The 20472-nt window shown below is 71.8% G+C and carries 24 protein-coding genes; 8 read left to right on the top strand and 16 right to left on the bottom strand.

Annotated elements, in window-relative coordinates; genetic code table 11:
• From Aru02nite_RS18230 to Aru02nite_RS18215, 4 genes are all read left to right on the top strand, one after another.
• Window positions 1-1128, top strand: a complete 1128-nt coding sequence (locus Aru02nite_RS18230; RefSeq protein ID WP_203659112.1) for a hypothetical protein — start codon at window positions 1-3, stop codon at window positions 1126-1128.
• Window positions 1118-3931, top strand: a complete 2814-nt coding sequence (locus tag Aru02nite_RS18225) for an FtsK/SpoIIIE domain-containing protein (protein ID WP_203659109.1) — start codon at window positions 1118-1120, stop codon at window positions 3929-3931. The genes Aru02nite_RS18230 and Aru02nite_RS18225 overlap by 11 nt, the downstream gene beginning before the upstream one ends.
• 40 nt (window positions 3932-3971) lie before the next feature.
• Window positions 3972-4664, top strand: coding sequence for a hypothetical protein (locus Aru02nite_RS18220; protein ID WP_203659106.1), 693 nt, complete (start codon window positions 3972-3974; stop codon window positions 4662-4664).
• Window positions 4665-4849: 185 nt separating this feature from the next.
• The gene (locus tag Aru02nite_RS18215; protein ID WP_203659104.1) at window positions 4850-5137 is read left to right on the top strand and encodes a hypothetical protein; all 288 of its coding nucleotides are present in this window, start codon (window positions 4850-4852) and stop codon (window positions 5135-5137) included.
• 105 nt (window positions 5138-5242) lie between these two features.
• Here the strand turns inward: Aru02nite_RS18215 and Aru02nite_RS18210 are convergent, their stop codons facing one another.
• The 4 genes from Aru02nite_RS18210 to Aru02nite_RS18195 all read right to left on the bottom strand — a co-directional run bounded on the left by Aru02nite_RS18210 (window position 5243) and on the right by Aru02nite_RS18195 (window position 7257).
• Window positions 5243-5587, bottom strand: a complete 345-nt coding sequence (locus Aru02nite_RS18210; RefSeq protein ID WP_239076769.1) for an STAS domain-containing protein — start codon at window positions 5585-5587, stop codon at window positions 5243-5245.
• Window positions 5588-5861: 274 nt separating this feature from the next.
• Window positions 5862-6716, bottom strand: coding sequence for a 3-hydroxyacyl-CoA dehydrogenase family protein (locus Aru02nite_RS18205; protein WP_203659098.1), 855 nt, complete (start codon window positions 6714-6716; stop codon window positions 5862-5864).
• Window positions 6717-6808: 92 nt separating this feature from the next.
• Window positions 6809-7039, bottom strand: coding sequence for a hypothetical protein (locus tag Aru02nite_RS18200; RefSeq protein WP_203659095.1), 231 nt, complete (start codon window positions 7037-7039; stop codon window positions 6809-6811).
• Window positions 7030-7257: a hypothetical protein gene (locus Aru02nite_RS18195; RefSeq protein ID WP_203659094.1), complete on the bottom strand. Its 228-nt coding sequence runs from the start codon at window positions 7255-7257 to the stop codon at window positions 7030-7032. The genes Aru02nite_RS18200 and Aru02nite_RS18195 overlap by 10 nt, the downstream gene beginning before the upstream one ends.
• A gap of 305 nt (window positions 7258-7562) precedes the next feature.
• On the opposite strand from Aru02nite_RS18195, the gene Aru02nite_RS18190 reads away from it, so the two are divergent.
• Window positions 7563-8777 carry a helix-turn-helix domain-containing protein gene (locus tag Aru02nite_RS18190; RefSeq protein WP_203659091.1) on the top strand — a complete coding sequence of 405 codons (1215 nt, stop codon included), beginning with the start codon at window positions 7563-7565 and terminating at the stop codon, window positions 8775-8777.
• Between the two features lie 58 nt (window positions 8778-8835).
• Window positions 8836-9264: a hypothetical protein gene (locus Aru02nite_RS18185; protein ID WP_203659088.1), complete on the top strand. Its 429-nt coding sequence runs from the start codon at window positions 8836-8838 to the stop codon at window positions 9262-9264.
• A 6-nt stretch (window positions 9265-9270) separates the two neighbouring features.
• Here the strand turns inward: Aru02nite_RS18185 and murA are convergent, their stop codons facing one another.
• Window positions 9271-10557, bottom strand: coding sequence for a UDP-N-acetylglucosamine 1-carboxyvinyltransferase (gene murA / locus Aru02nite_RS18180; protein WP_203659085.1), 1287 nt, complete (start codon window positions 10555-10557; stop codon window positions 9271-9273).
• A 73-nt stretch (window positions 10558-10630) separates the two neighbouring features.
• Between murA and Aru02nite_RS18175 the strand changes: the two genes are divergently transcribed.
• Window positions 10631-11203, top strand: coding sequence for a cob(I)yrinic acid a,c-diamide adenosyltransferase (locus Aru02nite_RS18175; RefSeq protein ID WP_203659082.1), 573 nt, complete (start codon window positions 10631-10633; stop codon window positions 11201-11203).
• Between the two features lie 147 nt (window positions 11204-11350).
• The gene (locus Aru02nite_RS18170; RefSeq protein ID WP_203659079.1) at window positions 11351-11740 is read left to right on the top strand and encodes a VOC family protein; all 390 of its coding nucleotides are present in this window, start codon (window positions 11351-11353) and stop codon (window positions 11738-11740) included.
• Window positions 11741-11767: 27 nt separating this feature from the next.
• On the opposite strand, the gene Aru02nite_RS18165 is transcribed toward Aru02nite_RS18170, so the two are convergent.
• The 11 genes from Aru02nite_RS18165 to Aru02nite_RS18115 form a co-directional block, all read right to left on the bottom strand.
• A complete protein-coding gene (locus tag Aru02nite_RS18165; protein ID WP_203659076.1) occupies window positions 11768-12223 on the bottom strand; it encodes a DUF2550 domain-containing protein in 456 nt (151 codons plus the stop codon).
• Between the two features lie 21 nt (window positions 12224-12244).
• On the bottom strand, window positions 12245-12532 hold the full coding sequence (locus Aru02nite_RS18160) for a F0F1 ATP synthase subunit epsilon (protein ID WP_203659074.1): 288 nt from the start codon (window positions 12530-12532) through the stop codon (window positions 12245-12247).
• Between the two features lie 431 nt (window positions 12533-12963).
• Window positions 12964-14406, bottom strand: a complete 1443-nt coding sequence (gene atpD, locus Aru02nite_RS18155; protein WP_203659071.1) for a F0F1 ATP synthase subunit beta — start codon at window positions 14404-14406, stop codon at window positions 12964-12966.
• On the bottom strand, window positions 14406-15338 hold the full coding sequence (locus Aru02nite_RS18150) for a F0F1 ATP synthase subunit gamma (protein ID WP_203659068.1): 933 nt from the start codon (window positions 15336-15338) through the stop codon (window positions 14406-14408). The genes atpD and Aru02nite_RS18150 overlap by 1 nt, the downstream gene beginning before the upstream one ends.
• A 3-nt stretch (window positions 15339-15341) precedes the next feature.
• Complete coding sequence (gene atpA, locus Aru02nite_RS18145) at window positions 15342-16988, bottom strand: F0F1 ATP synthase subunit alpha (RefSeq protein ID WP_203659065.1); 1647 nt, start codon at window positions 16986-16988, stop codon at window positions 15342-15344.
• A 148-nt stretch (window positions 16989-17136) separates the two neighbouring features.
• Window positions 17137-17961: a F0F1 ATP synthase subunit delta gene (locus tag Aru02nite_RS18140; RefSeq protein ID WP_203659674.1), complete on the bottom strand. Its 825-nt coding sequence runs from the start codon at window positions 17959-17961 to the stop codon at window positions 17137-17139.
• On the bottom strand, window positions 17958-18503 hold the full coding sequence (locus Aru02nite_RS18135) for a F0F1 ATP synthase subunit B (protein ID WP_203659062.1): 546 nt from the start codon (window positions 18501-18503) through the stop codon (window positions 17958-17960). Before Aru02nite_RS18135 ends, Aru02nite_RS18140 begins: the two co-directional genes overlap by 4 nt.
• Before the next feature lie 35 nt (window positions 18504-18538).
• Entirely contained in the window at window positions 18539-18763 is a 225-nt protein-coding gene (gene atpE / locus Aru02nite_RS18130) for an ATP synthase F0 subunit C (protein WP_203659059.1), read from the bottom strand.
• Window positions 18764-18871: 108 nt separating this feature from the next.
• A complete protein-coding gene (gene atpB / locus Aru02nite_RS18125) occupies window positions 18872-19645 on the bottom strand; it encodes a F0F1 ATP synthase subunit A (RefSeq protein ID WP_203659672.1) in 774 nt (257 codons plus the stop codon).
• Between the two features lie 29 nt (window positions 19646-19674).
• Window positions 19675-19896 (bottom strand): AtpZ/AtpI family protein, encoded by a 222-nt coding sequence (locus Aru02nite_RS18120; protein ID WP_203659056.1) that lies wholly within the window; start codon window positions 19894-19896, stop codon window positions 19675-19677.
• A 70-nt stretch (window positions 19897-19966) separates the two neighbouring features.
• Window positions 19967-20437 (bottom strand): hypothetical protein, encoded by a 471-nt coding sequence (locus tag Aru02nite_RS18115; RefSeq protein ID WP_239076768.1) that lies wholly within the window; start codon window positions 20435-20437, stop codon window positions 19967-19969.
• Window positions 20438-20472: the final 35 nt, after the last annotated feature.

The following is a 20472-nucleotide window of genomic DNA, read 5'->3' as shown; positions in this document are numbered from 1 at the left end:
ATGGCCGACGACCGGAGACATCCCCCCGTACCCGGGACCGCGCCGCTCGCCGCGCCACCCCCGCCGAGCGCGGACCGGGCGCACCACCGCGCGTCCCGCGTCACGTCGGCCGAGCCGCGCCGACTCCCGCCGACCACCCCCACCCGTCACCCGGTACGCCCGGGGGCGGCGACGCCGCCGCCCCCGACGGGCCCGGCGCCGCGGGGGCCGTCCCTGGTACAGGAGCTGGGCGAGCACCTGCGCGGCATCGGCGCGGACCTGCCGCTCGGTGAGCTGACCCGCGCGGCGACGCGGCTCAACGACGCCACGAGCCGGTGCGCGCAGGTGATGACCGAGTCCGGGCACGCCGAGTGGGTCGACCAGCTCACCGCCGCCGGTACGCACCTGGACAGCGCGATCACCGCCACGCTCGCCGCGCTGGACGGTCTCGACGGCTACCTGACCGGCATCGGTCTGCCCGGCGTACCGCGGGACGAGGTGCGGCGGGTGGCCCCGACGACGGCGGGGCCGCGGGCGGGCGGTGCCGGGCAGCGACCCGACGCCGTCCTCGCCGTACGGGTGTGGTGGGTGGACCGGGTCGACCTGCTGACCGGCCACGAGCCCGCGGCGGAGCGCCCCGCGACGGAACGTACCGGCGGCGACCGGCCGGACGGCGCGTCGCCTGAGGACCCGGCCGAGACGCTGCGCCGGCTGGTACGGGTGGCGCGCGGCGGCGGGCGCGACGCGTACCGGGAGGCGTTGCTGCGGACGCATCCGGCGAGCGGGCTGCAGCTGCCGGCGCCGGCGACGCGGGTGTTCCGGCCGCTGGCGACCGACCTGCTCGGGCACGCGCCGGGCCCCGACGACCGCCGGACGCTGACCGAGCGGTACGCGGGGCGGGTGCGCGAGCTGTTGCCGCGCGTACCGGAGAGGTTGGCGGCGGATCTGGTGGCGGAGGTGTGCGACCCGTTCGGCGGGCGCGGTGGTGGCCGCACGACGCCGCACCACCCGGTCGACGCCGCCGCGTCCTGGCCGGTACTCGTCGCCGAGCTGCTGCGCGCGCTGGGTCGCGACGACGCCGAGGTGACGAGGCTGACCGCGCTGGCGGAGCAGCGCCCGGACGAGACGTTGCAGCGCGATGGCCGGTAGACACCGCGAACTCGTCGAGGAGGTGCGGCAGACCCTCGGGTACGCGCGGGGTGCCGCGCGGGCGGCCGTCACCGAGGCCGAGGACCGTGCCGCGAAACGCCGGGCCGACCATGCCGCCGTCGAACGCGAGGCGCACCGTGCCGGGCAGCGGCTGCTCGCCGCGCACGCCACCCGCAGGGGCGCCGTGGACCGGCAGTGCCTGGCCCGGCTCACCGCGGCGGCGGAGGAGCTGACCGCGCTGGCCGACGAGCAGGCCCGCGGCGCGGCCGGCGCACCGTGGGACGGCTGGGCGCCGACCCCGCCGGCCCGCGACGAGTCCCCCGGCCTGTACCGGATCGGCCGGCTCACCGCGCGCGCCGCCGTACCGGGGCCGGCGGAGCCGGACGTACCGGCACTGGTGGGATTGCTCGACGCCGGCCACCTGCTCGTCGAGGACCCCGGCCACGACCGGCTGCCGGCCGTCGCCGACGACCCCGCGCCGCCGGTGACGCACCGGCCGACCGACCGGGTGCACGCGCTCGTCGGCGGCCTGCTGCTGCGCGTACTCGGGTCCACCGCGCCGGGCGCCGTCCGCCTCACCGTGTACGACCCGGAGCGGCTCGGCGGCAGTCTCGCCTCGTTCGCGCCGCTGGCCTCGGCCGACCTGCTGACGTTCGTCGGCCCGGGCGGTCTCGGCGGCGTACTCGACGAGCTGGTGGAGGAGATCCGCCGGATCAACGAGACCGTACTGGCCGGTGAGTACCGGTCGTTGCGGGAGCTGCACGCCGCGACGGGACGCCGACCCGAGCCCTGGCGCGTCGCCGTACTGCTGGGTGAGGGGTGGACGCCGGACGGCGGTGGCGCCGAGCTGACCGCCGCACAGCAGGCGCAGCTGGACCGGGTGATCCGTACCGGACCGGCCTGCGGCGTACACCTGGTGGTGTCGGGGGTGGGGCCGGCGGGCGACTGGTGCGAGCACCCGCTGGTGGACCGGATCGTGCTGTGGGGCGCGACGGCGTGGACGACCGCGACCGGCAACCGTTTCCTGGTGCAGCTCGACCCGCCGCCCGGCACCGACCTCGCCACCGGTACGTGCCGGGCCATCGCGGAGAAGGTGCTCGCCGGGCCGGATCCGGCGGTGTTCGCCGACCTGCTCCCGGCGGAGACGTGGACGGGCTCGTCGGCGGAGCGGCTGGTCGCCCCGGTCGGCGCCGGCCCGGACGGCCGGCTGGTCGACGTCGAGTTGGGCGACTCGCCGCCGCACGCGCTGATCGGCGGCCCGTCGGGCGCCGGCAAGACCAACCTGCTGTACGCGTGGCTCGGCTCCCTCGCCGCCCGCTACTCCCCCGACGAACTGGCGCTCTACCTGCTCGACTTCAAGGAGGGCGTGTCGTTCGCGCGGTTCGCGCCGGGGCGGCGGGATCCGAGCTGGCTGCCGCACGTACGGCTGGTCGGGGTGAACGTCAACGCCGACCGGGAGTATGGGCTGGCGTTGCTGGCGTTCCTGCACGACGAGCTGCGGCGGCGGGCCGAGGCGGCGAAGGCGCACGAGGCGACGAAGCTGTCCGAGCTGCGCGCCGAGGACCCGGACGGGCACTGGCCGCGGATCGTCGCCGTGATCGACGAGTTCCAGGTACTGCTGGACGGGCGTGACCCGGTGGCGCTGGAGGCCGCGCGGCTGCTGGAGGACCTGGCGCGGCGCGGCCGTTCCCAGGGCATCCACCTCGTACTCGCCAGCCAGGACCTGTCCGGCATCGACGCGCTGTGGGGCCGGGCGTCGATGGTCGCGCAGTTCACGTTGCGGATCGCGCTGCCGAAGGCGCGCCGGATCCTCGCCGAGGGCAACCTGGCCGCCGACACCGTGCCCCGGCACCACGCCGTCGTCAACCCGGACTCCGGTGCCACGCCGGCGAACCGCGTCGCGCACATCCCCGACGCCGGCAGCCGCGGCACGCTCGACGCGCTCCAGCAGGCGCTCTGGCGGCGGCTGCCCGCCGACACCGCCCCTCCCGTACTCTTCGACGGCGGTCGGGTGCCGCGGCTCGCCGAGGCCACCGAACTCGCCGAGCTGGCGCCGGACGAGCCGGGTGGCCGGGTCCGCGCGCCGGTCGCGCTGGTCGGCCGCACCATCGACGTCACCGGCCGGTCCGCCGCCGTACGACTGTCCCGGTCACCCGGCCGCAACCTCGCCGTCCTCGGCGCCCGCGGTACGGAGGCGTGCGACGTGCTCGCCACGGCCGCGCTGTCGCTGGGCCGGCAGTACCGGGCGGGCGGGGTGCGGTTCAGCCTGGCGTGCCTGGACGACGACGCCGTCGACGCCACCAAGCAGGTACTCGACGAGCTGCGCGTCCTCGGCCACGACGCCGACTGGTACGACCGGGACGGGGTGTGCGGGCTGCTCGCCGCGGCCGCCGCCGACCTCGGCACCGACCGAGCCCCGGACACCCGACCGCACATCCTCCTGCTGTACGCCGTGGACGCCGCGTCGTCGCTGCTGGAACGCAAGGACCCGGCGACCCGGCGCAGCGCCCGCGACGACCTCAAGGACCTCGTCGCCCGCGGCCCGGAGCAGCGTACGCACGTGGTCGGCTGGTGGCGTTCGGTCCCGCGGTTGCGCGACGACCTGGGCGGGGTGGGCGCGCGGCTGGACGCGTTCGGTGCGTGGGTCGCGCTCGACGTACAGGGGCCGGATCTGGCGCCGTTGTCGACCCAGCCCGGCGGCCCCGCCTGGTACCCGCGGACCCGCCGCGCGCTGTTCTTCGACCGCGCCGTGCACCGCCGCCCGGTCGTCGTCATCCCGTACGACACGACGGAGGCGCCGTGACCACCCGCCCGCACCGCACCGTTCCCGCCAGGTACGGGCAATGAGCGAGATCGGCGACCCCACCCCCCGCGACCGGTACCGCCGGGCGGTGGCCGCGCTCGCCGAGCCGCTGCACGACCGGGTGGCGGGGCACGACCGGGCCGACCAGGCGCTGCTGGCGGGGCGCCGGGAGATCGCCGCGCGCGTCGCCGACTCGGCCACCCTGGTCCGCGCGAGCGACGAGGACGTCGCCCGGGCCCGCGCGGGCGTACGCGAGACGGACGACGAGGCGGCCCGGATCTGGCGTGAGCTGCGCGCGTTCGCCGGTCGGCGCGGTGAGCTCGGGCCGCCCCCGCCGGCGTTGGCGCCCGAGCCGAACCGTCCCGCGTACCCGGCGGAGTTGCTCGCGCACGCCGACCGTACGGTGGCGCGGGCCCGGCGCGGGGAGTTGCGCATGCCGCCGCCGCTGCCGATCTGGCTGGCGATGCTGGCCGCGGGGCTGCTCGGCGCGCTGATCCTCGCCGGCGTCGGCCGGGCCCTGCTGGTCGCCGCGCACGGCATGCCCACCGGCGAACGGTCCGCCACCCGCATCGTCGCCGAGATCGCGTTCTTCGCCGCGCCGGTCGCCGGCATTCCCCTCGCCCTGGCCTGGCTCTCCCGGTACGGCCAGCCGATGACGCCGCGCGGGTTCGCGGTGGTGTTGGGTACCGGCATCGTGGTCGGGTGTGGTCTGTTCGGCCTGCTCGCGCATTGAGTGGTCACGACGGCGTGCTGCCAGGAAATTCACATCTGGTTGGTCGTAGGATGACATTCCCGGTGGGCGCTGGGCCGTGAGGGATGTCGAGATGTGAATTCGTGTGGTATTCCCCTGCGTGGGCAATTGTGCTTGACTTTGCCCACCACGCGGCTGACAGAACACTTCTGGCATCGAGGACGCCGATGGACGACATGCAGGGACTGAGCTTGGCCGAGGCCGCCCGCGAGGCGTACATGCAGTTGATCATGTGCGACCTGCCGCGGTCGGGCACCGAGGTCGAGGCCTGGGTGCCCGCCATGAAGGCGGTCAGCCGGATGAACGCGGTCGCCCTGCATCCCGCCCTGATCGCCATCGCGGATCAGCTCGAAGCCGGTTTCCACGATGCGGTGTGCTCGCAGGATCCGCACCGGTTGCGTACCGCGTTTGACGCGGCGGCGAAGCGCTTGCGCCCGCACACCGGAGCGGCCTGACTCTCGGTGACGCCGGTTCCCGAACGGGAACGGTGGCGTAATCACAATGCGTTGCGAAAACCGCGGATAAAGCCGCGGTGAATGAAGCGGGAATTGCGCATCGCGTCAGGCTGCCGAACTCACGGCCACCGCCGCGGCGTCCTCGTCCTCCGCCGGTACGGTCGGCAGGAACCGGTCCAGCCGGGTGACGTGCAGCAGGCGCGCCAGGCGCCGGGGCGTACCGCGCAGGGCGATGGGGCGGCCGGCGCGCTCGGCCAGCCGGTGCGTACCGACGAGGACGCCGAGCCCGGTGACGTCGATGGTGTCCAGCGCGGACAGGTCGATCAGCAGCAGCCCGTCACCCTCGCGTACGGCGGCGTGCAGGCGGTCCCGGACGGTGCCGGTGGTGTGCGCGTCGAGCCGCCCGGCGAGCCGCACGACGGCGTGCCGGTCCTGACGACAGGTGTTCACGACCATCCCCCCAACGGTCGACGGACCCTCCCCGGCAACGGCGCCACCCCCATGTCGCCGCCGCGCGGGAAGGATCCGCGGCTCCACGCTCCCCCGTGGTCGATCACCACGCTACGGTCGCGGCCGGTACGGCACGACCGGGGAACACCCTGAAATCTGCCAGGGCAACCCCGAGATTCCCTCCTCCACCGTGGCGATTCCGGCGTCCACCTTCCGGCGGACGCCGACTACGCCGGAGGTCCTGCACCCGGCCGCACCGTCCACAGTGGAGTTTCTACTCGTACGAGTAGAAACCCTGGCCGGACTTGCGGCCCAGGTGCCCGGCGGCGACCATGCGCAGCAGCGACTCGGGCGGCGTGAACTTGCCGTCCTTGGTGTCGGCCCAGATGTTCTCCGTCGCGTGGACGAGAACGTCGACGCCGGTCAGGTCGGTCGTGGCGAGCGGGCCCATGGCGTGCCCGAAGCCCAGCCGGCAGGCCGTGTCCAGGTCCTCCGCGCTGATGACGCCGTTCTCGACCAGCCGGGTCGCCTCCATGACCAGCGCGCAGATCAGCCGGGTGGTCACGAAGCCGGCGATGTCCTTGTTCACCACGACGACGGTCTTGCCGATCTCCTCGGAGAACGCCTTCGCCGTCGCCATCGTCGCGTCGCTCGTCTGGTACCCGCGGACCAGCTCGACGAGCGCCATCATCGGTACCGGCGAGAAGAAGTGGGTACCGACGACCGACTCCGGCCGGTTCGTCACCGACGCGATCGTGGTGATCGGGATCGCGGAGGTGTTGGTGGCGAGTACCGCGGTGTCCTTGCAGAGGCGGTCGAGTTCGCTGAACACCCGCTGCTTGATCTCCACCTGCTCGAACACCGCCTCGACCACGATGTCCGCCTCGGCCACCGCGTCGCCGAGGTCGGTGGTGGTGGCGAGCCGGCCGTACGCCGCGTCCGCGTCCTCGGCGGACAGCTTCTGCTTCGCGACGAACTTGTCCAGCGACGCCCGGATGCCGGCGGTACCGCGGGCGATCGCGGCATCGTCCACGTCGCGCATGGTGACCTGCCAGCCGGCCTGCGCCGCGACCTGTGCAATGCCCGAGCCCATCAGGCCCGCGCCGATCACCGCGAGTCGTCCCGCCATGTCCGCTTCCCCTCGTCCGAGCCAAAGCTACTGTCCAGTAGTTGGACTCTACCGAAGGGAACGGGCCGGACCGACCGCCCTGGCGACGACGCTCAGCCGTCGTGCCGCACCGTCAGCCCGGAGATGCGTACGAAGACGCGGGTCTCGGTGATCTCCAGGCCCTCGGCGAGCTCCCACCCGTCGAGGTACACCCAGCCCGGTACGGCCGGGGACGGCTGCACGCCGATGACCCGGAACCAGATCGGCCGGTCGAACTGCGAGCTGGCCTGCGCGTCCAGCCGTACGAGATCGCCCACTCTGGGCGCGATGCCGGTCACCGCCATGCCGCACCGCCGACGCCGGCCAGCTCCCGGGCGGTACGTACCGCGGCGTCGTCGGCCTGCGCGGCGGCCTGCGCCGCGACCCGTACCGTCGAGCACGGGAACGGCTGGTGGCAGCGCGGGTGCGCGCACCGTGACGGCTGCGCGTCGTCCGGGTGGTGCCCCCGGAGCAGCCTGTCGGCGGCGCGGGCGAGCAGCGGGTTGGCGGTGTGCGGGTCCATGGCCGTCTCCCGGCAGGGACTCGGGTCCGTCGGTATCTCTGGCGTCCACCGGTGGACGTGCCGGGACCGGGTCGGCACGCCCACCGGCCATCACGGGAGCAAGCCCATAGCCACTGGACGCAATCATGAGGCTACTTTCCGCGCTGCCGGAAAAGTTCACCAGAGTGAACTCTGTCTGAGTCGCCCAGTGAAGCCGTAAGGTCACTATCAGTACGTGAAGACCGGGTCACCTTGCCGAGTGTCAGATACACATAACCGTCCGAGTAGATCTTCCGCAACGGTCAAACCGTCCGTACCGTGGATTTATGGCTCGGGATTCGTACCTCCCCGATGACCGGCCGATCGTCGGGGAACGCATCCGCACCTGGCGGCGCTACCGCGGGATACCGCTGAAGACGCTCGCCGGTCTCGCCGGCATCTCCGTCGGTCTCCTCTCCGAGGTGGAGAACGGCAAGCGCATCCTCGACCGGCGCTCGCAGCTCACCGCCGTCGCGTCCGCGCTCCAGGTCTCCACCGCCGACCTCACCGACCAGCCGGGCACCCCGCTGTTCCCGGAACACGCGGCCGCGCTCGCCACCGTCCCCGCCGTACGGTCGGCGCTGGTGATGCTCGCCCTCGGCGACGAGAGCACCCCCGGCCGCGGCATCGACGAGCTGCGCGCCGCCACCGACGCACTCGGCCCCCTGCGCGCCGCCGCCAGGTACGACCGGATCGGGCCGGTACTGCCCGAGCTGCTGCGCGACCTGGGCGTGCTGTGCCGTACCGGGACGGGGCCGGAACGGGCCGAGGCGCTGCGGCAGATGGTCCGGGTCACCTACTGCACCACGTACACGCTGAAGTACCTGGGGCAGCGGGACCTGGCGATGACCGCGGCGGAGGCGTGCGGCCGGGCCGCGGGCGAGCTGGACGAGCCGGCCTGGACAGGGCTCGCCGACTTCACCCGGCTGCACTCGCTGCCGCCGGAGACGAAGACGCTGACCGGGCGGATGGCGGCCGAGGCGGCCACCAGGCTCCAGCCGCACCTCGCCGACCTCGACGCCGCCCAGGTGTACGGGATGCTCCACCTGTCCGCCGCGTTCGCCGCCGCGGTCACCGAACGACCGGGCGAGACGCGTACGCACCTGGCCGAGGCCGATGCCGTGGCCTCGCGTACCGGGGAGGGCGGGTTCGCGGGGTTGTGCTTCGGGCCGACCAACATCGGGTTCTGGCGCGTCGCGATCGCCGTCGAGATGGGCGAGGGCGGCCGGGTCGACGAGATCGCCCGGGACATCACGCCGGACGCGGTCGACTCCGCGTCCCGGCGCGCGTCGTTCTGGTCCGACCTCGGCCGCGGGTACGCGCAGGACCGCCGGGACGAGCGCGCGGTACAGGCGTTCTGCGTCGCCGAACGGCTGGCGCCGCAGCGGATCCGCGCGAGTACGACGGTGCGGGAGACCGTGGGGGACATCCTGCGCCGCGCCCGGCGGGAGGCCGGCGGCCGGGAACTGCGCGCCCTCGCCCGGCGCGTCGGCGTCGTCTGAACCAGCTCCGCGGAAGGCTGGGTGCGGGTGCTGGCCAGGCAGTGGCAGACTGGCGGGCGTGCCCGCCCCAGTCAGCATCCTGATCGCGTTCGGCCTCATCGCCGGCCTCGCGATCGTGCTCCGCTGGACGTACGGCAGCGACCTGGCCGAGCGTCGCTACCAGGTGTCGCCCGCGGACGACGATCCGATCACCCCGGCGGCGGCGACCGGTCCCCCGTTCCCCGCCCACGACCTCGTCCCCGACGGGGCGCACGAGGCGATCGACCCCGCCCCGCACGACCACCGCGTCGACGCCGCCGAGTCCGGCGACGAGGGCTTCGGGCTGCTCCGCACGGCGTACGTGGCGGACACCGACCGGGCCGCCTCGCTCGTACGGGAGGTGCTCGCGGAGGCCGGCATCCGCTCCACGGTGGCGCACCGCGCCGGCCGGCTCGCGGTCATGGTCTTCGCCGACCAGCTCGACGAAGCCCGCCGCCTCGTCGGCTGACCGACCTCAGTAGCGGTAGTCCTCGTCGGGGACGGTGACCCGCTCGGCCTTCACGCCCAGCGACCGCAGCTGGTCCACGAAGTTCGGGTACCCGCGGTCGATGTGGTGCACGTGGCTGACCTCCGTCGCCCCCTCCGCGCACAGTCCGGCGATCGCGAGCCCGGCGCCGGCACGGATGTCGGACGCCCGCACCGGGGCGCCGGACAGCCGCTCCCGCCCGCGTACGACGGCGTGGTGGCCATCGGTGCGGATGTCGGCGCCGAGCCGGGACATCTCGTTCACGAACATGAAGCGGCCGTCGAAGATGTTCTCGGTGATCAGCGAGGCGCCGGCGGACACCGCGCCCAGCCCGATCGCCATCGGCAGCAGGTCGGTCGCGAACCCCGGGTACGGCAGGGTCACCACGTCGACGGCGGTCGGCCGCGCGTCCATGCGTACCCGGAAGGCGTCGTCGGGAAGGTCCTCGACCTCGGCACCGGCGGCGGTCAGCTTGTCCAGCGCGGTGCGCAGGTTGCCGGCGCCGACGCCGCGGACGACCACGTCGCCGCGGGTCATCACGGTGCCGAACGCCCAGGTGCCGGCGACGATCCGGTCCCCCACCGTACGGTGCGCGGTGGGGTGCATGGTTTCCACGCCCTCGACGGTGAGCGTCGACGTACCTTCGCCGGTGACGTGCGCGCCCATCGAGTTGAGCATCGTGACCAGGTCGACGATCTCCGGCTCGCGGGCCGCGTTGTCGATCACCGTGGTGCCCTGCGCGAGAACCGCCGCCATCAGGATGTTCTCCGTGGCGCCGACGCTCGGGAAGTCCAGCCAGATCGACGCGCCGGACAGCCGCGTCGCCCGCGCCACCACGAAACCGTGCTCGCTGCCGATGTCCGCGCCCATCCGGGACAGCCCGGCCACGTGCATGTCCAGCCCGCGCGACCCGATCGCGTCGCCACCCGGATGCGCCACCCGGGCGTGCCCGCACCGGGCCAGCAGCGGACCGAGTACGCAGATGGAGGCGCGCAGGCGGCGGACCAGGTCGTAGTCGGCCTCGGGTTCGAGCCGCTCGGGCGTGTCGATGGTGATGTCGCCGCCGTCGAGCGTGACCTGGCAGCCGAGGCGACGCAGCACCTCCGCCATGATCGAGATGTCGGTGATCGCCGGCGCGTTGGCGATCGTCGTACGACCAGGCGCGAGCAGCGCCGCGGCCATCAGCTTGAGGGCGCTGTTCTTCGCGCCGGCGACGGCGACCTCACCGGCGAGTCGAGCGCCGCCGTAGACCCGGATGACATCCACGCGCGTCATCGTATTCGGACATCCGGTGCCGCCCGCCGCCCGGTCTGGGGTGCGTGGCGTACACCGCGGATAGGCTGGGCGGATGGCTGTCCACCTCACCCGGATCTACACCCGTACCGGCGATGACGGCACCACCGGGCTGAACGACTTCAGTCGCGTGCCGAAGACCGATCCGCGCATCGTGGCGTACGCGGACTGCGACGAGACGAACGCCGTGCTCGGCACCGCGATCGCCCTCGGCGGCCTCGACGACGAGCTGCGCGGCGTGCTGACCCGGATCCAGAACGACCTGTTCGACGTCGGCGCCGACCTGGCCACCCCGATCGAGGAGCAGCCGAAGCACCCGCCGCTGCGCATCACCGGCGAGTACGTCGAACGGCTCGAAACGTGGTGTGACGAGTTCAACGCGCGATGCTCGACGCTCGACTCGTTCATCCTCCCCGGCGGTACGCCCGGGGCCGCGCTGCTGCACCAGGCACGTACCGTGGCCCGCCGGGCGGAACGGTCCGCGTGGGCACTGCTCGACCGCGATCCCGAGCACACCAACGTGCTCACCGCGAAGTACCTGAACCGGCTGAGCGACCTGCTGTTCATCCTGTCCCGCCTGGCGAACCCGGACGGCGACGTCCTGTGGAAGCCCGGCGGCGAGCGGTGAGCGACGCGCACCGACCCGCGTCACCGGACGGCGGCTCGGCGAAGGCGCGGCCCGGTGGAGAGCGGCGCGCGGTGAAGGCGGCGCGGTGAAAGGCAGCCCGGTGAAGGGCAGCGCGGTGAAGGGCAGCGCGGTACAGGGCGGTGCGCGGTGAAGGGCGCGCTGCACCACCTGGAGCTGTGGGTTCCCGACCTGGCCCGCGCCACCGAGTCCTGGGGCTTCCTGCTCACCACCCTCGGGTACGAGCCGTTCCAGTCGTGGGACGCGGGACGGTCGTGGCGGCTCGGCGCGGGATACGTGGTGGTGGAGGAGTCGCCGGCGATGTCCGCCGACCGGCACGACCGCACCCGGCCGGGGCTCAACCACGTCGCGCTGCACGCCGGCGACCGCACCGAACTCGACGCGCTGGTCGCCGCGGCCCCACCGTACGGCTGGACGCTACTGTTCCCGGACCGCCACCCGTACGCCGGGGGTGAGGGCCACTACGCCGCCTACCTCGCCGACCGCGACGGGTACGAGGTCGAGCTCGTCGCCGAATGACCGCGGCCCGGCCGGTGCGGCAGCGGCTCAGCTCGCCTCGTCGGTCGGGAGCCGGAAACGACGCGAGGCCGCCCCCGGAGGGGCGGCCTCGAGCCAGGAGAGGAAGCCCGTGAGGGCGCCCTCGGTCATCGCTACCTCGACCGTGCTGCGGCTGCTGCTACAACACAGGATCAGGCTGTCGGCGGGAAGGCCGAGCAACTCCGGACCATCCGGCGCGCGCCGGGACCGGATCGCCAGATCCCGCCGGGAGAAGATCTCCCGCGGCCGGAGCGCGAAGCTGAACATCCGGTACCACCGGAGCTCGTCGCCGGAGAACCGGCCGAAGCCCGGCGCCCAGCCACGGCCGGGAACGCGCGAGGTGAGCCGGACGCTCACCTCGACGGTGCCGCCCCCGCGGGCAAGCACCGCGCGCCGCAGGAACAGCAGGCACAGCACGGCGAGCACGACGAGAACACCGATCCCGACCGCCTCGAAGAACCGCATCGGTGCCTCACGTCCGCCGTCTTAGTGGACGTCCGCGCCGGCCTCGGCGGGCTCGCAACTCTCGGCGAGCACCGTCACCCCGCGGTCGGTCACCGACAGGAAGCCACCGTTCACCGTGTACGCCAGGTCCTCGGCGCCGTCGCGCTGGATCCGGACCCGGCCCGGGTCGGCGAGCTGACCGAGCAGCGGAGCGTGGCCGGGAAGGACACCCAGCTCACCCTCGGTGGTCCGGGCGATCAACATGGTCGCGTCGCCGGTCCAGACTTTCTGCTCGACCGCGACGAGCTCGACGTGCAGTGGGTTGGCCACCTGGACTCCTAGCGCGACGGGGGTTTGGCTCCGCAGTCTAATGCGTGGCCGACCAGCGGAAACCGGCGGCCCGGTGCTCAGATCAGTGACGCGCCGCACGTGCCCGACCACGGGCCCGGCGGATCCGTACGGACCGGATCGGGCACCACGCGCGACCGGGTACGAACCCGGACCGAGCGCACCCGTACGTGGTCGGTGCCGTCGGCGTTGCGCCGGGTCGGGTACGTCCATGGCGCGGTGGAGTACGTCGCTGGCCGACGGCGGCGGCACGGTCCACCCCAACCGGCGACGTGCCGTCGGGAGCCGCCACCGGGGGCGTACGAGCGGCACGCGGGCGGTCGCCGCGCGGGCGGCGAGTACCGGGAAGGGGTGGAACGCGACCGGGCCGGTGTCCACAGTGGACGACCGGCCCGGGGCGGGATGCGCAGGTCTTACTCGTTCTTGGCGAGCTCGTGCGCGTTGCGCTCCAGGTCCTCCAGACCACCGCACATGAAGAACGCCTGCTCGGGGAAGTGGTCGTACTCCCCGTCGACGAGCTTCTTGAACGCCTCGATGGTCTCCTTCAACGGCACGAAGGAACCCGGGATCTGGGTGAACTTCTCCGCCATGAAGGTGTTCTGCGAGAGGAACCGCTCGATCCGGCGGGCCCGCTGCACGGTCACCTTGTCCTCTTCGGACAGCTCGTCCATACCGAGGATGGCGATGATGTCCTGCAGATCCTTGTACTTCTGCAGGATCTGCTTGACGGTCTCCGCGACCTGGTAGTGCTCGTTCCCCACGTACGCCGGGGCGAGCAGCCGGGACGTCGACGCCAGCGGGTCCACCGCCGGGTAGATGCCCTTGTCGGAGATCGACCGCTCCAGGTTGGTGGTCGCGTCCAGGTGGGCGAACGTGGTCGCCGGCGCCGGGTCGGTGTAGTCGTCGGCCGGCACGTAGATCGCCTGCATCGAGGTGATCGCCTTGCCCCGGACGGACGTGATGCGCTCCTGCAGGATGCCCATCTCGTCGGCCAGCGTCGGCTGGTAACCCACGGCGGACGGCATCCGGCCCAGCAGGGTCGACACCTCCGAACCGGCCTGGGTGAACCGGAAGATGTTGTCGACGAACAACAGCACCTCCTGGTTCTGCACGTCACGGAAGTACTCCGCCATGGTCAGCGCGGAGAGCGCGACGCGCAGACGCGTGCCCGGGGGCTCGTCCATCTGGCCGAAGACGAGCGCCGTCTTGTCGAAGACGTTCATCTCGGTCATCTCACCGATGAGGTCGTTGCCCTCACGGGTGCGCTCGCCGACACCGGCGAAGACCGACGTACCACCGAAGTTCTGGGCGACGCGGTAGATCATCTCCTGGATGAGCACCGTCTTGCCCACGCCGGCGCCGCCGAACAGGCCGATCTTGCCGCCCTTGACGTACGGCGTGAGGAGGTCGAGAACCTTGATGCCGGTCTCCAGCATCTCGGACTTCGGCTCCAGGTCGGCGAACGCCGGGGGCTCGCGGTGGATCGCCCACCGCTCGGCCGGCTCGAACTTCTCGCCGTCCTTCAGGTTCAGCACGTCGCCGATCACGTTGAACACGTGGCCCTTGGTGGCGTCGCCCACCGGTACCGAGATCGGGGCGCCGGTGTCACGCACCTCGGCGCCACGCACCATGCCGTCGGTCGGCTTCAGCGAGATCGCCCGGACCATGTTGTCACCCAGGTGCTGGGCGACCTCCAGGGTGATCTCCTGCTTGCCGGCCGACAGCTCCACGTCGACCTTGAGCGCGTTGTAGATCGCGGGCATCGCCTCGCGCGGGAACTCGACGTCGACCACGGCACCGATCACCCGGGCCACCCGACCCACGGCCGTCGACTTGTCCTGAGCAGTCGTGGACATCACTCTTCACTTCCTGTCGCGGCGAGCGCGTCCACGCCGCCGACGATCTCTGAAATCTCCTGGGTGATGGCGGCCTGCCGGGCCGCGTTCATCTCTCGGGTCAGCGACTTCGCGATCTCGTTCGCGTTGTCGGTGGCGGCCTTCATCGCGGCACGCCGCGCCGCCGACTCGCCGGCCGCCGAGTCCAGCAACGCCGCGTAGATCCGCGTGTTGATGTACTTCGGCAGCAGCGCGTCCAGCAGCGCGTCGGCCTCCGGCTCGAACTCGTACGCCGGGGGGATGCCGGTCGACGGGGTCGAGGTCTCCTCGATCTCCATCGGCGCCACCCGCGTCACCGTCGGCACCTGCGACACCATCGACCTGAGGTGCGTGTACACCACGTACAGCTCGTCGATGCCGGGCAGACCGTCCGGGCCGGCACCGGTGTCGGTGTCGTCCGCACCGGCGGTGAACGCGTCGATCAGCGTCTGGCCGGCCTCCCGGGCGTCGTCGAACGTCGGCTGCTCCGAGAAACCGGTCCAGCTCTCCGCGATGTCCCGGTTGCGGAAGCGGTAGTAGCCGACACCCTTGCGACCGATCACGTACAGCACCGGCTGCACGCCGTCCTCACGCAGCCGCGAGATGAGCTGCTCCGCGGTACGGATGACGTTGGCGTTGTACCCGCCGCACATGCCCCGGTCGCTGGTGACCACCAGCACGCCGGCGCGGCGGACCTTCGCCCGCGGCACCAGCAGCGGGTGGTCGACGTTGGCGCTGCCGGCCAGCGCCGTGAGCACGCCCGTGATCGCGCTGGCGTACGGCTGGGCCGCGGAGACCCGTTCCTGGGCCTTCGCGATCCGGCTCGTGGCGATGAGCTCCTGCGCCTTGGTGATCTTGCCGGTCGACCGGACCGACCTGACCCTCCGGCGGAGAACCCGTAGCTGTGCGGCCATGGGTTACTTCCCCGCCGCCGGCGGCACGTACTTCTGGACCTTCTCCTGGCCCTCGGAACCCTCGGCCAGCGCCTCGGCGGGAGCCTCGTTGACCCGCAGGTCGTCGCTGCCGGCCAGGAAGTTCTGCGTGAACTTCTCGATGGCCGACTCCAGCGAGGCGGTCGCGTCGTCGGACAGCGCACCCGACTCGGCGATCCCGTCCAGCACGTGCTTGTGGTTGTGCCGCAGGTAACCCAGGAACTCGGTCTCGAAGCGGCGCACGTCCGACACCGGCACGGTGTCGAGCTTGCCCGTGGTGCCGGCCCAGATCGAGACGACCTCCTCCTCGTACGGGAACGGGGAGGACTGGTCCTGCTTGAGCAGCTCCACCAGGCGCGCGCCACGGTCCAGCTGCGCCCGCGACGTCTTGTCGAGGTCCGACGCGAACGCGGCGAACGCCTCCAGGTCGCGGTACTGCGCCAGGTCCAGCTTCAACCGGCCGGAGACCTTCTTGATGGCCTTGCGCTGCGCGGCACCACCGACCCGGGACACCGACGTACCCACGTTGATGGCGGGCTTGGTGCCGGCGTTGAACAGGTCGGCCTCAAGGTAGATCTGGCCGTCCGTGATCGAGATGACGTTGGTCGGGATGTACGCGGAGACGTCGCCGGCCTTGGTCTCGATGATCGGCAGGCCGGTCATCGAACCGCCGCCCAGCTCGTCGGACAGCTTCGCGCATCGCTCCAGCAGCCGCGAGTGCAGGTAGAACACGTCACCCGGGTACGCCTCGCGGCCCGGCGGGCGGCGCAGCAGCAGGGAGACCGCGCGGTACGCCTCGGCCTGCTTGGACAGGTCGTCGAAGACGATCAGGACGTGCTTGCCGTCGTACATCCAGTGCTGACCGATGGCCGAGCCGGTGTACGGGGCGATGTACTTGAAGCCCGCCGGGTCGCTCGCCGGCGCCGCCACGATCGTCGTGTACTCCAGCGCACCGGCCTCCTCCAGCGTGCCCTTGACGGACGCGATGGTGGTGGCCTTCTGGCCGATGGCGACGTAGATGCAGCGGACCTGCTTGGTCGGGTCGCCGGACTTCCAGTTGTCGCGCTGGTTGATGATCGTGTCGACGGCGACCGTGGTCTTGCCGGTCTGCCGGTCGCCGATGATCAGCTCACGCTGGCCACGGCCGACCGGGATCATGCCGTCGATGGCCTTGATGCCGGTCTGCAGCGGCTCCTCGACGGGCTGCCGGGCCATGACGTTCGGCGCCTGCAGTTCCAGCTCGCGGAAGCCCTCGTTGTCGATGTCGCCGAGGCCGTCGATCGGCCGGCCCAGCGGGTCCACGACCCGGCCCAGGAAGGCGTCACCGATCGGCACGGAGAGGACGCGGCCGGTCCGGCGGACCGTCTGGCCCTCCTCGATCCCGGCGTACTCCCCCAGGACGACCACGCCGATCTCGCGGGTCTCCAGGTTGAGCGCCAGTCCCAGCGTGCCGTCCTCGAACTCCAGCAGCTCGTTGGCCATGGTCGAGGGCAGGCCCTCGACCTGGGCGATGCCATCACCGGCAACGGTGACGACACCGACTTCCTCGCGGGAGATCTCCGGTGTATAGGAGGAGACGTAACGCTCCAGTGCGCCGCGGATCTCCTCCGAGGAGATGGTCAGCTCGGCCATCTTTGCCAGTCCTCGTCCCTTGGTTCTATCGGTGGTTCCGCGCCCGACGCCGGGGATCGAAGCCGGACGCGGCCACCTGAAGCGGGTGATACATCGCCTATGTGCGGTGACCGGTCAGGGCCACCTGTTGTGAACGGTCCGCACCGGCTCACCGCCGGCCGAGCGCCGCCCGGGTCTCGTTGATGCGTCGCAGGATGGTCCCGTCGTACAGATCGGAACCGACCTGCACGCTCATTCCGCCCAACACCCGCGGATCGACCGAGACCTTCAGCGAGATCTCTCGACCGTATATCCGCCGCAGGGCAGTGGCCAGTCGCTCTTCGTCACCGTCGGACAGCACCGACGCGGCCGTCACGTACCCGATCTCGCGGTCGCGGCGCGCGGCGGCCAGCTCGACCAGCCGGGACAGCGACGCCTCGAAGCCCCGGCCACCGAGGCCGACGAGCGCCAGATCGACGAGCCGCCGGGTGACCGCGGTGACCTTGCCGTCGAGCAGCGAGTCGACGAGCGCCCGGCGCTGCGCCGGCTCCGCCGACACGTCACCGAGGGTGGCGGCCAGCCGCTCCTCCCCGGCCACGATCTGGCCGAACCGGAACAGCTCGTCCTCCACCTCGGCCAGCGACGCGTCCTTCTCGGACGCGGCCAGCAGAGCCTCGACGCCGAGCAGCTCGGTGCCGTCGAGCAGGTCATGCGCGGTCGACCAGCGGCCGGAGACGAGTACGCCGACGAGCGTCTGCGTACCGTCCGAGACCTGGCCGGCGAACAACGTGGTGGCCAGCCCGGCGCGGTCCTCGGCGGACCGGGCCGGGTCGGACAGCGCCCGCCGCAGCCGCGGCTCGCGGGACAGCAGGGACGCCACCGACAGCAGCTCGTCGGCCACCGTCGACAGCGTCTCCGACTTGGCCCGCCGGGCGTACGCGTTCAGCCGCTCGGTCGCGGCCGAGAACGCCTCACGGCTCGACGCCTCCATCAGCCACGCCCCGCCGTACCGGCCGGCTCGGACTCGATCTCGGCCAGGAACCGCTCGACCGTGCCGCGCCGGTGCGCCTCGTCGGCGAGCGACTCGCCCACGATGCGGCCGGCCAGGTCGACGGCCAGCGAACCGATGTCGGAACGCAGCTCACGGATCAGCGTCTGCCGCTCGGCGGAGAGCTGCTCCTTGCCCACCGCGATGATCCGGTCCCGCTCCTCGCCGGCCTTGGCGAGCATCTCGTCCCGGATCGCCGCGGAGTCGGCGCGAGCCTCGTCCCGGATCGCGGCGGCCTCGGTGCGCGCCTCCGCGAGCTGCTCACGGTACTGCTCAAGCAGCTGGTTGGCCTCCGCCTGGGCCTGCTCGGCCCGCTTCAGCCCACCCTCGATCGCGTCGACCCGGGCGCGGAAGGTCTCCTCCATGCGCGGGAAGACGAACTTCATCAGCACCAGGCAGACGAGGACGAAGGCGATCGCGCCGACGATGACCTCGGACCAGACGGGCAGCAGAATCTGCGCACCGCCACTTTCTGCGAGGAGTTTCATGCCTACTCCCGATGGGTTGCCGGATCCGGCCTAAGTCACTTCGACCAGATGAAGCCGAGCACCAGGCCGAACAGGGCGAGCGCCTCGACGATGGCGAAGCCAAGGAACATGTACGTACGGGTCAGGCCGGCCGACTCGGGCTGCCGAGCAGTGGCCGTGATGTACGCGGCGAACACGATGCCGACGCCGATACCAGGGCCGATCGCGGCAAGGCCGTAGCCGATGGAGCTGAGGCTACCGGTGACAGCGGCGAGGTCCATGTGGGGAATCCTCCTGGGTTCTCCGCGTGACCCTCACGCGGACGCTTCTGGTTGGTGGAACGTGCGGTGTTGCGTGGCGCCTCGCGGCGCCGGTGAGAGCTCGTGGCCTCAGTGCTCGTCCGCGAGCGAGCTCTCGACGTAGCTCGCGGTCAGGATCACGAAGACGTACGCCTGCAGGGCGGCGACGACCAGTTCGAAGAAGGTCATGACGATGGCGACCGCCCAGGACACCACCGAGAGCGGCCGGAACCAGATGGTCTCGGCGTTGATCAGGGCGACGCCGCCGAGCGTGAACACCAGCAGCAGCAGGTGGCCGGCGAACATGTTGGCGAACAGCCGGACCGCCAGCGAGATCGGCCGGACCAGGAACGTCGACACGAACTCGATCGGCACCAGCAGGAAGTGCATCGGCAGCGGCACGCCCGGCAGGATCAGCGAGTGCTTGATGTAGCCCCAGGCACCGTGTTTACGCACGCCGAGATAGATGAACATGACGTACGTGATGATCGCCAGGAACGCCGGGAAGGCGATGTGCGAGTTCGGCGAGATCTGCAGGAACGGCACGATGCCGAAGATGTTCATCACCAGGATGAAGCAGAACAGCGTCGCCAGGTACGGCGCGAAGCGCACGCCCTTCTCGGTGCCGATGACCTCTTTCGAGACCCCGTCGCGGATGAATCCGTAGACGGACTCCGCGAGCCACTGTGTCTTAGTAGGCACCAGCTTGGGCTTGCGGTACGCCACGAGGAAGAACACGATGATGATCGCGGCGGCGAGCCAGGCCAGCAGCGTGATCTTGGTGATGGCCTGCCCCAGGGGGGGAACCAGACTCTGGAAGTCGAAATCCTCGACGCCGGGAGGGAATCCACTGGCCAGGATCATCGGCTCTGCAGCCACCGAACCACCCTTCGCTAACTACTGCCAAGTCGCTTGACGATCAGGTAGATCGCCGCGGCCGCGCCGACCAGCATCCCGACGACGAGCCCGATGTGGGAGGGGATCCCGAGCCACCAGTCGACGAGCCCACCGATCACTGCCCAGACAGCGATTCCGCTGACGAGGTGTCCGGTGGCGATCCAGCCCGCCTCGGCGCCGGAGGCTACCGACTTCGTGGCTGGCTCCTTGCTGGTCATGATGGCTAGACGGTATCAGCCGGTCAGCGGCGCGCCGCATCGACCCCCGGTGATGGGTCGAAGGGGTTACTCACCGGTTGTTCGTCGTCTCTGTGGCCGGCTCGGCAGGCGGGATCTCCACGTACGGGATCTTGGCGTGCCACGTCCAGCCGGCCTGGGCCGCGGACCACGTTAGCGCAGCGGCCACGATCGCGAGACCCATCGGCGCGACTCCTAACCAGCCCGTTGCATTCAGGGCGGCCACGAACAGGCCGAGCAGCAACAACTTCGTCACGTACGTGACGAGGCCCACAGGAAGGACGAGTCGCGGGTTGACGCTGTCGGCCCAGGCGACCGCGAGCGTGGACAACACGTACGACACGGAGACGAGCGCGACGCCGACCGCGACGCCGGCGACACCGGTGAGCCCGCGCAGCGGCGCGGCCACCGCCGCACCGACCACCAGCACACCGGCCATGGCCAGCAACGGCACCGGCAGGTGCCGCAGTCGAACCCATCGCGTGCCCACGCTCGTCGGCCCCACCGTCAGTCCAGTCGTCACCACAGTTTTCCCCCCGAGACTGCCGACCAGGGTAC

Source organism: Actinocatenispora rupis (assembly GCF_016861975.1).
Taxonomy (GTDB): Bacteria; Actinomycetota; Actinomycetes; order Mycobacteriales; family Micromonosporaceae; genus Actinocatenispora; species Actinocatenispora rupis.
This window is presented reverse-complemented; position numbering and strand designations above follow the sequence as displayed.

What these genes read in the sequence shown, in the direction of transcription:
- atpB (WP_203659672.1), bottom strand. Translation starts at nt 19,645, where the DNA reads ATGATCCTGGCCAGTGGATTCCCTCCCGGCGTCGAGGATTTCGACTTC.
- Aru02nite_RS18205 (WP_203659098.1), bottom strand. Translation starts at nt 6,716, where the DNA reads ATGGCGGGACGACTCGCGGTGATCGGCGCGGGCCTGATGGGCTCGGGC.
- Aru02nite_RS18195 (WP_203659094.1), bottom strand. Translation starts at nt 7,257, where the DNA reads ATGGACCCGCACACCGCCAACCCGCTGCTCGCCCGCGCCGCCGACAGG.
- murA (WP_203659085.1), bottom strand. Translation starts at nt 10,557, where the DNA reads ATGACGCGCGTGGATGTCATCCGGGTCTACGGCGGCGCTCGACTCGCC.
- Aru02nite_RS18230 (WP_203659112.1), top strand. Translation starts at nt 1, where the DNA reads ATGGCCGACGACCGGAGACATCCCCCCGTACCCGGGACCGCGCCGCTC.
- Aru02nite_RS18225 (WP_203659109.1), top strand. Translation starts at nt 1,118, where the DNA reads ATGGCCGGTAGACACCGCGAACTCGTCGAGGAGGTGCGGCAGACCCTC.
- Aru02nite_RS18215 (WP_203659104.1), top strand. Translation starts at nt 4,850, where the DNA reads ATGGACGACATGCAGGGACTGAGCTTGGCCGAGGCCGCCCGCGAGGCG.
- Aru02nite_RS18135 (WP_203659062.1), bottom strand. Translation starts at nt 18,503, where the DNA reads ATGAAACTCCTCGCAGAAAGTGGCGGTGCGCAGATTCTGCTGCCCGTC.
- Aru02nite_RS18165 (WP_203659076.1), bottom strand. Translation starts at nt 12,223, where the DNA reads ATGCGGTTCTTCGAGGCGGTCGGGATCGGTGTTCTCGTCGTGCTCGCC.
- Aru02nite_RS18220 (WP_203659106.1), top strand. Translation starts at nt 3,972, where the DNA reads ATGAGCGAGATCGGCGACCCCACCCCCCGCGACCGGTACCGCCGGGCG.
- atpE (WP_203659059.1), bottom strand. Translation starts at nt 18,763, where the DNA reads ATGGACCTCGCCGCTGTCACCGGTAGCCTCAGCTCCATCGGCTACGGC.
- atpA (WP_203659065.1), bottom strand. Translation starts at nt 16,988, where the DNA reads ATGGCCGAGCTGACCATCTCCTCGGAGGAGATCCGCGGCGCACTGGAG.
- Aru02nite_RS18175 (WP_203659082.1), top strand. Translation starts at nt 10,631, where the DNA reads ATGGCTGTCCACCTCACCCGGATCTACACCCGTACCGGCGATGACGGC.
- Aru02nite_RS18150 (WP_203659068.1), bottom strand. Translation starts at nt 15,338, where the DNA reads ATGGCCGCACAGCTACGGGTTCTCCGCCGGAGGGTCAGGTCGGTCCGG.
- Aru02nite_RS18200 (WP_203659095.1), bottom strand. Translation starts at nt 7,039, where the DNA reads ATGGCGGTGACCGGCATCGCGCCCAGAGTGGGCGATCTCGTACGGCTG.
- Aru02nite_RS18120 (WP_203659056.1), bottom strand. Translation starts at nt 19,896, where the DNA reads ATGACCAGCAAGGAGCCAGCCACGAAGTCGGTAGCCTCCGGCGCCGAG.
- Aru02nite_RS18190 (WP_203659091.1), top strand. Translation starts at nt 7,563, where the DNA reads ATGGCTCGGGATTCGTACCTCCCCGATGACCGGCCGATCGTCGGGGAA.
- atpD (WP_203659071.1), bottom strand. Translation starts at nt 14,406, where the DNA reads ATGTCCACGACTGCTCAGGACAAGTCGACGGCCGTGGGTCGGGTGGCC.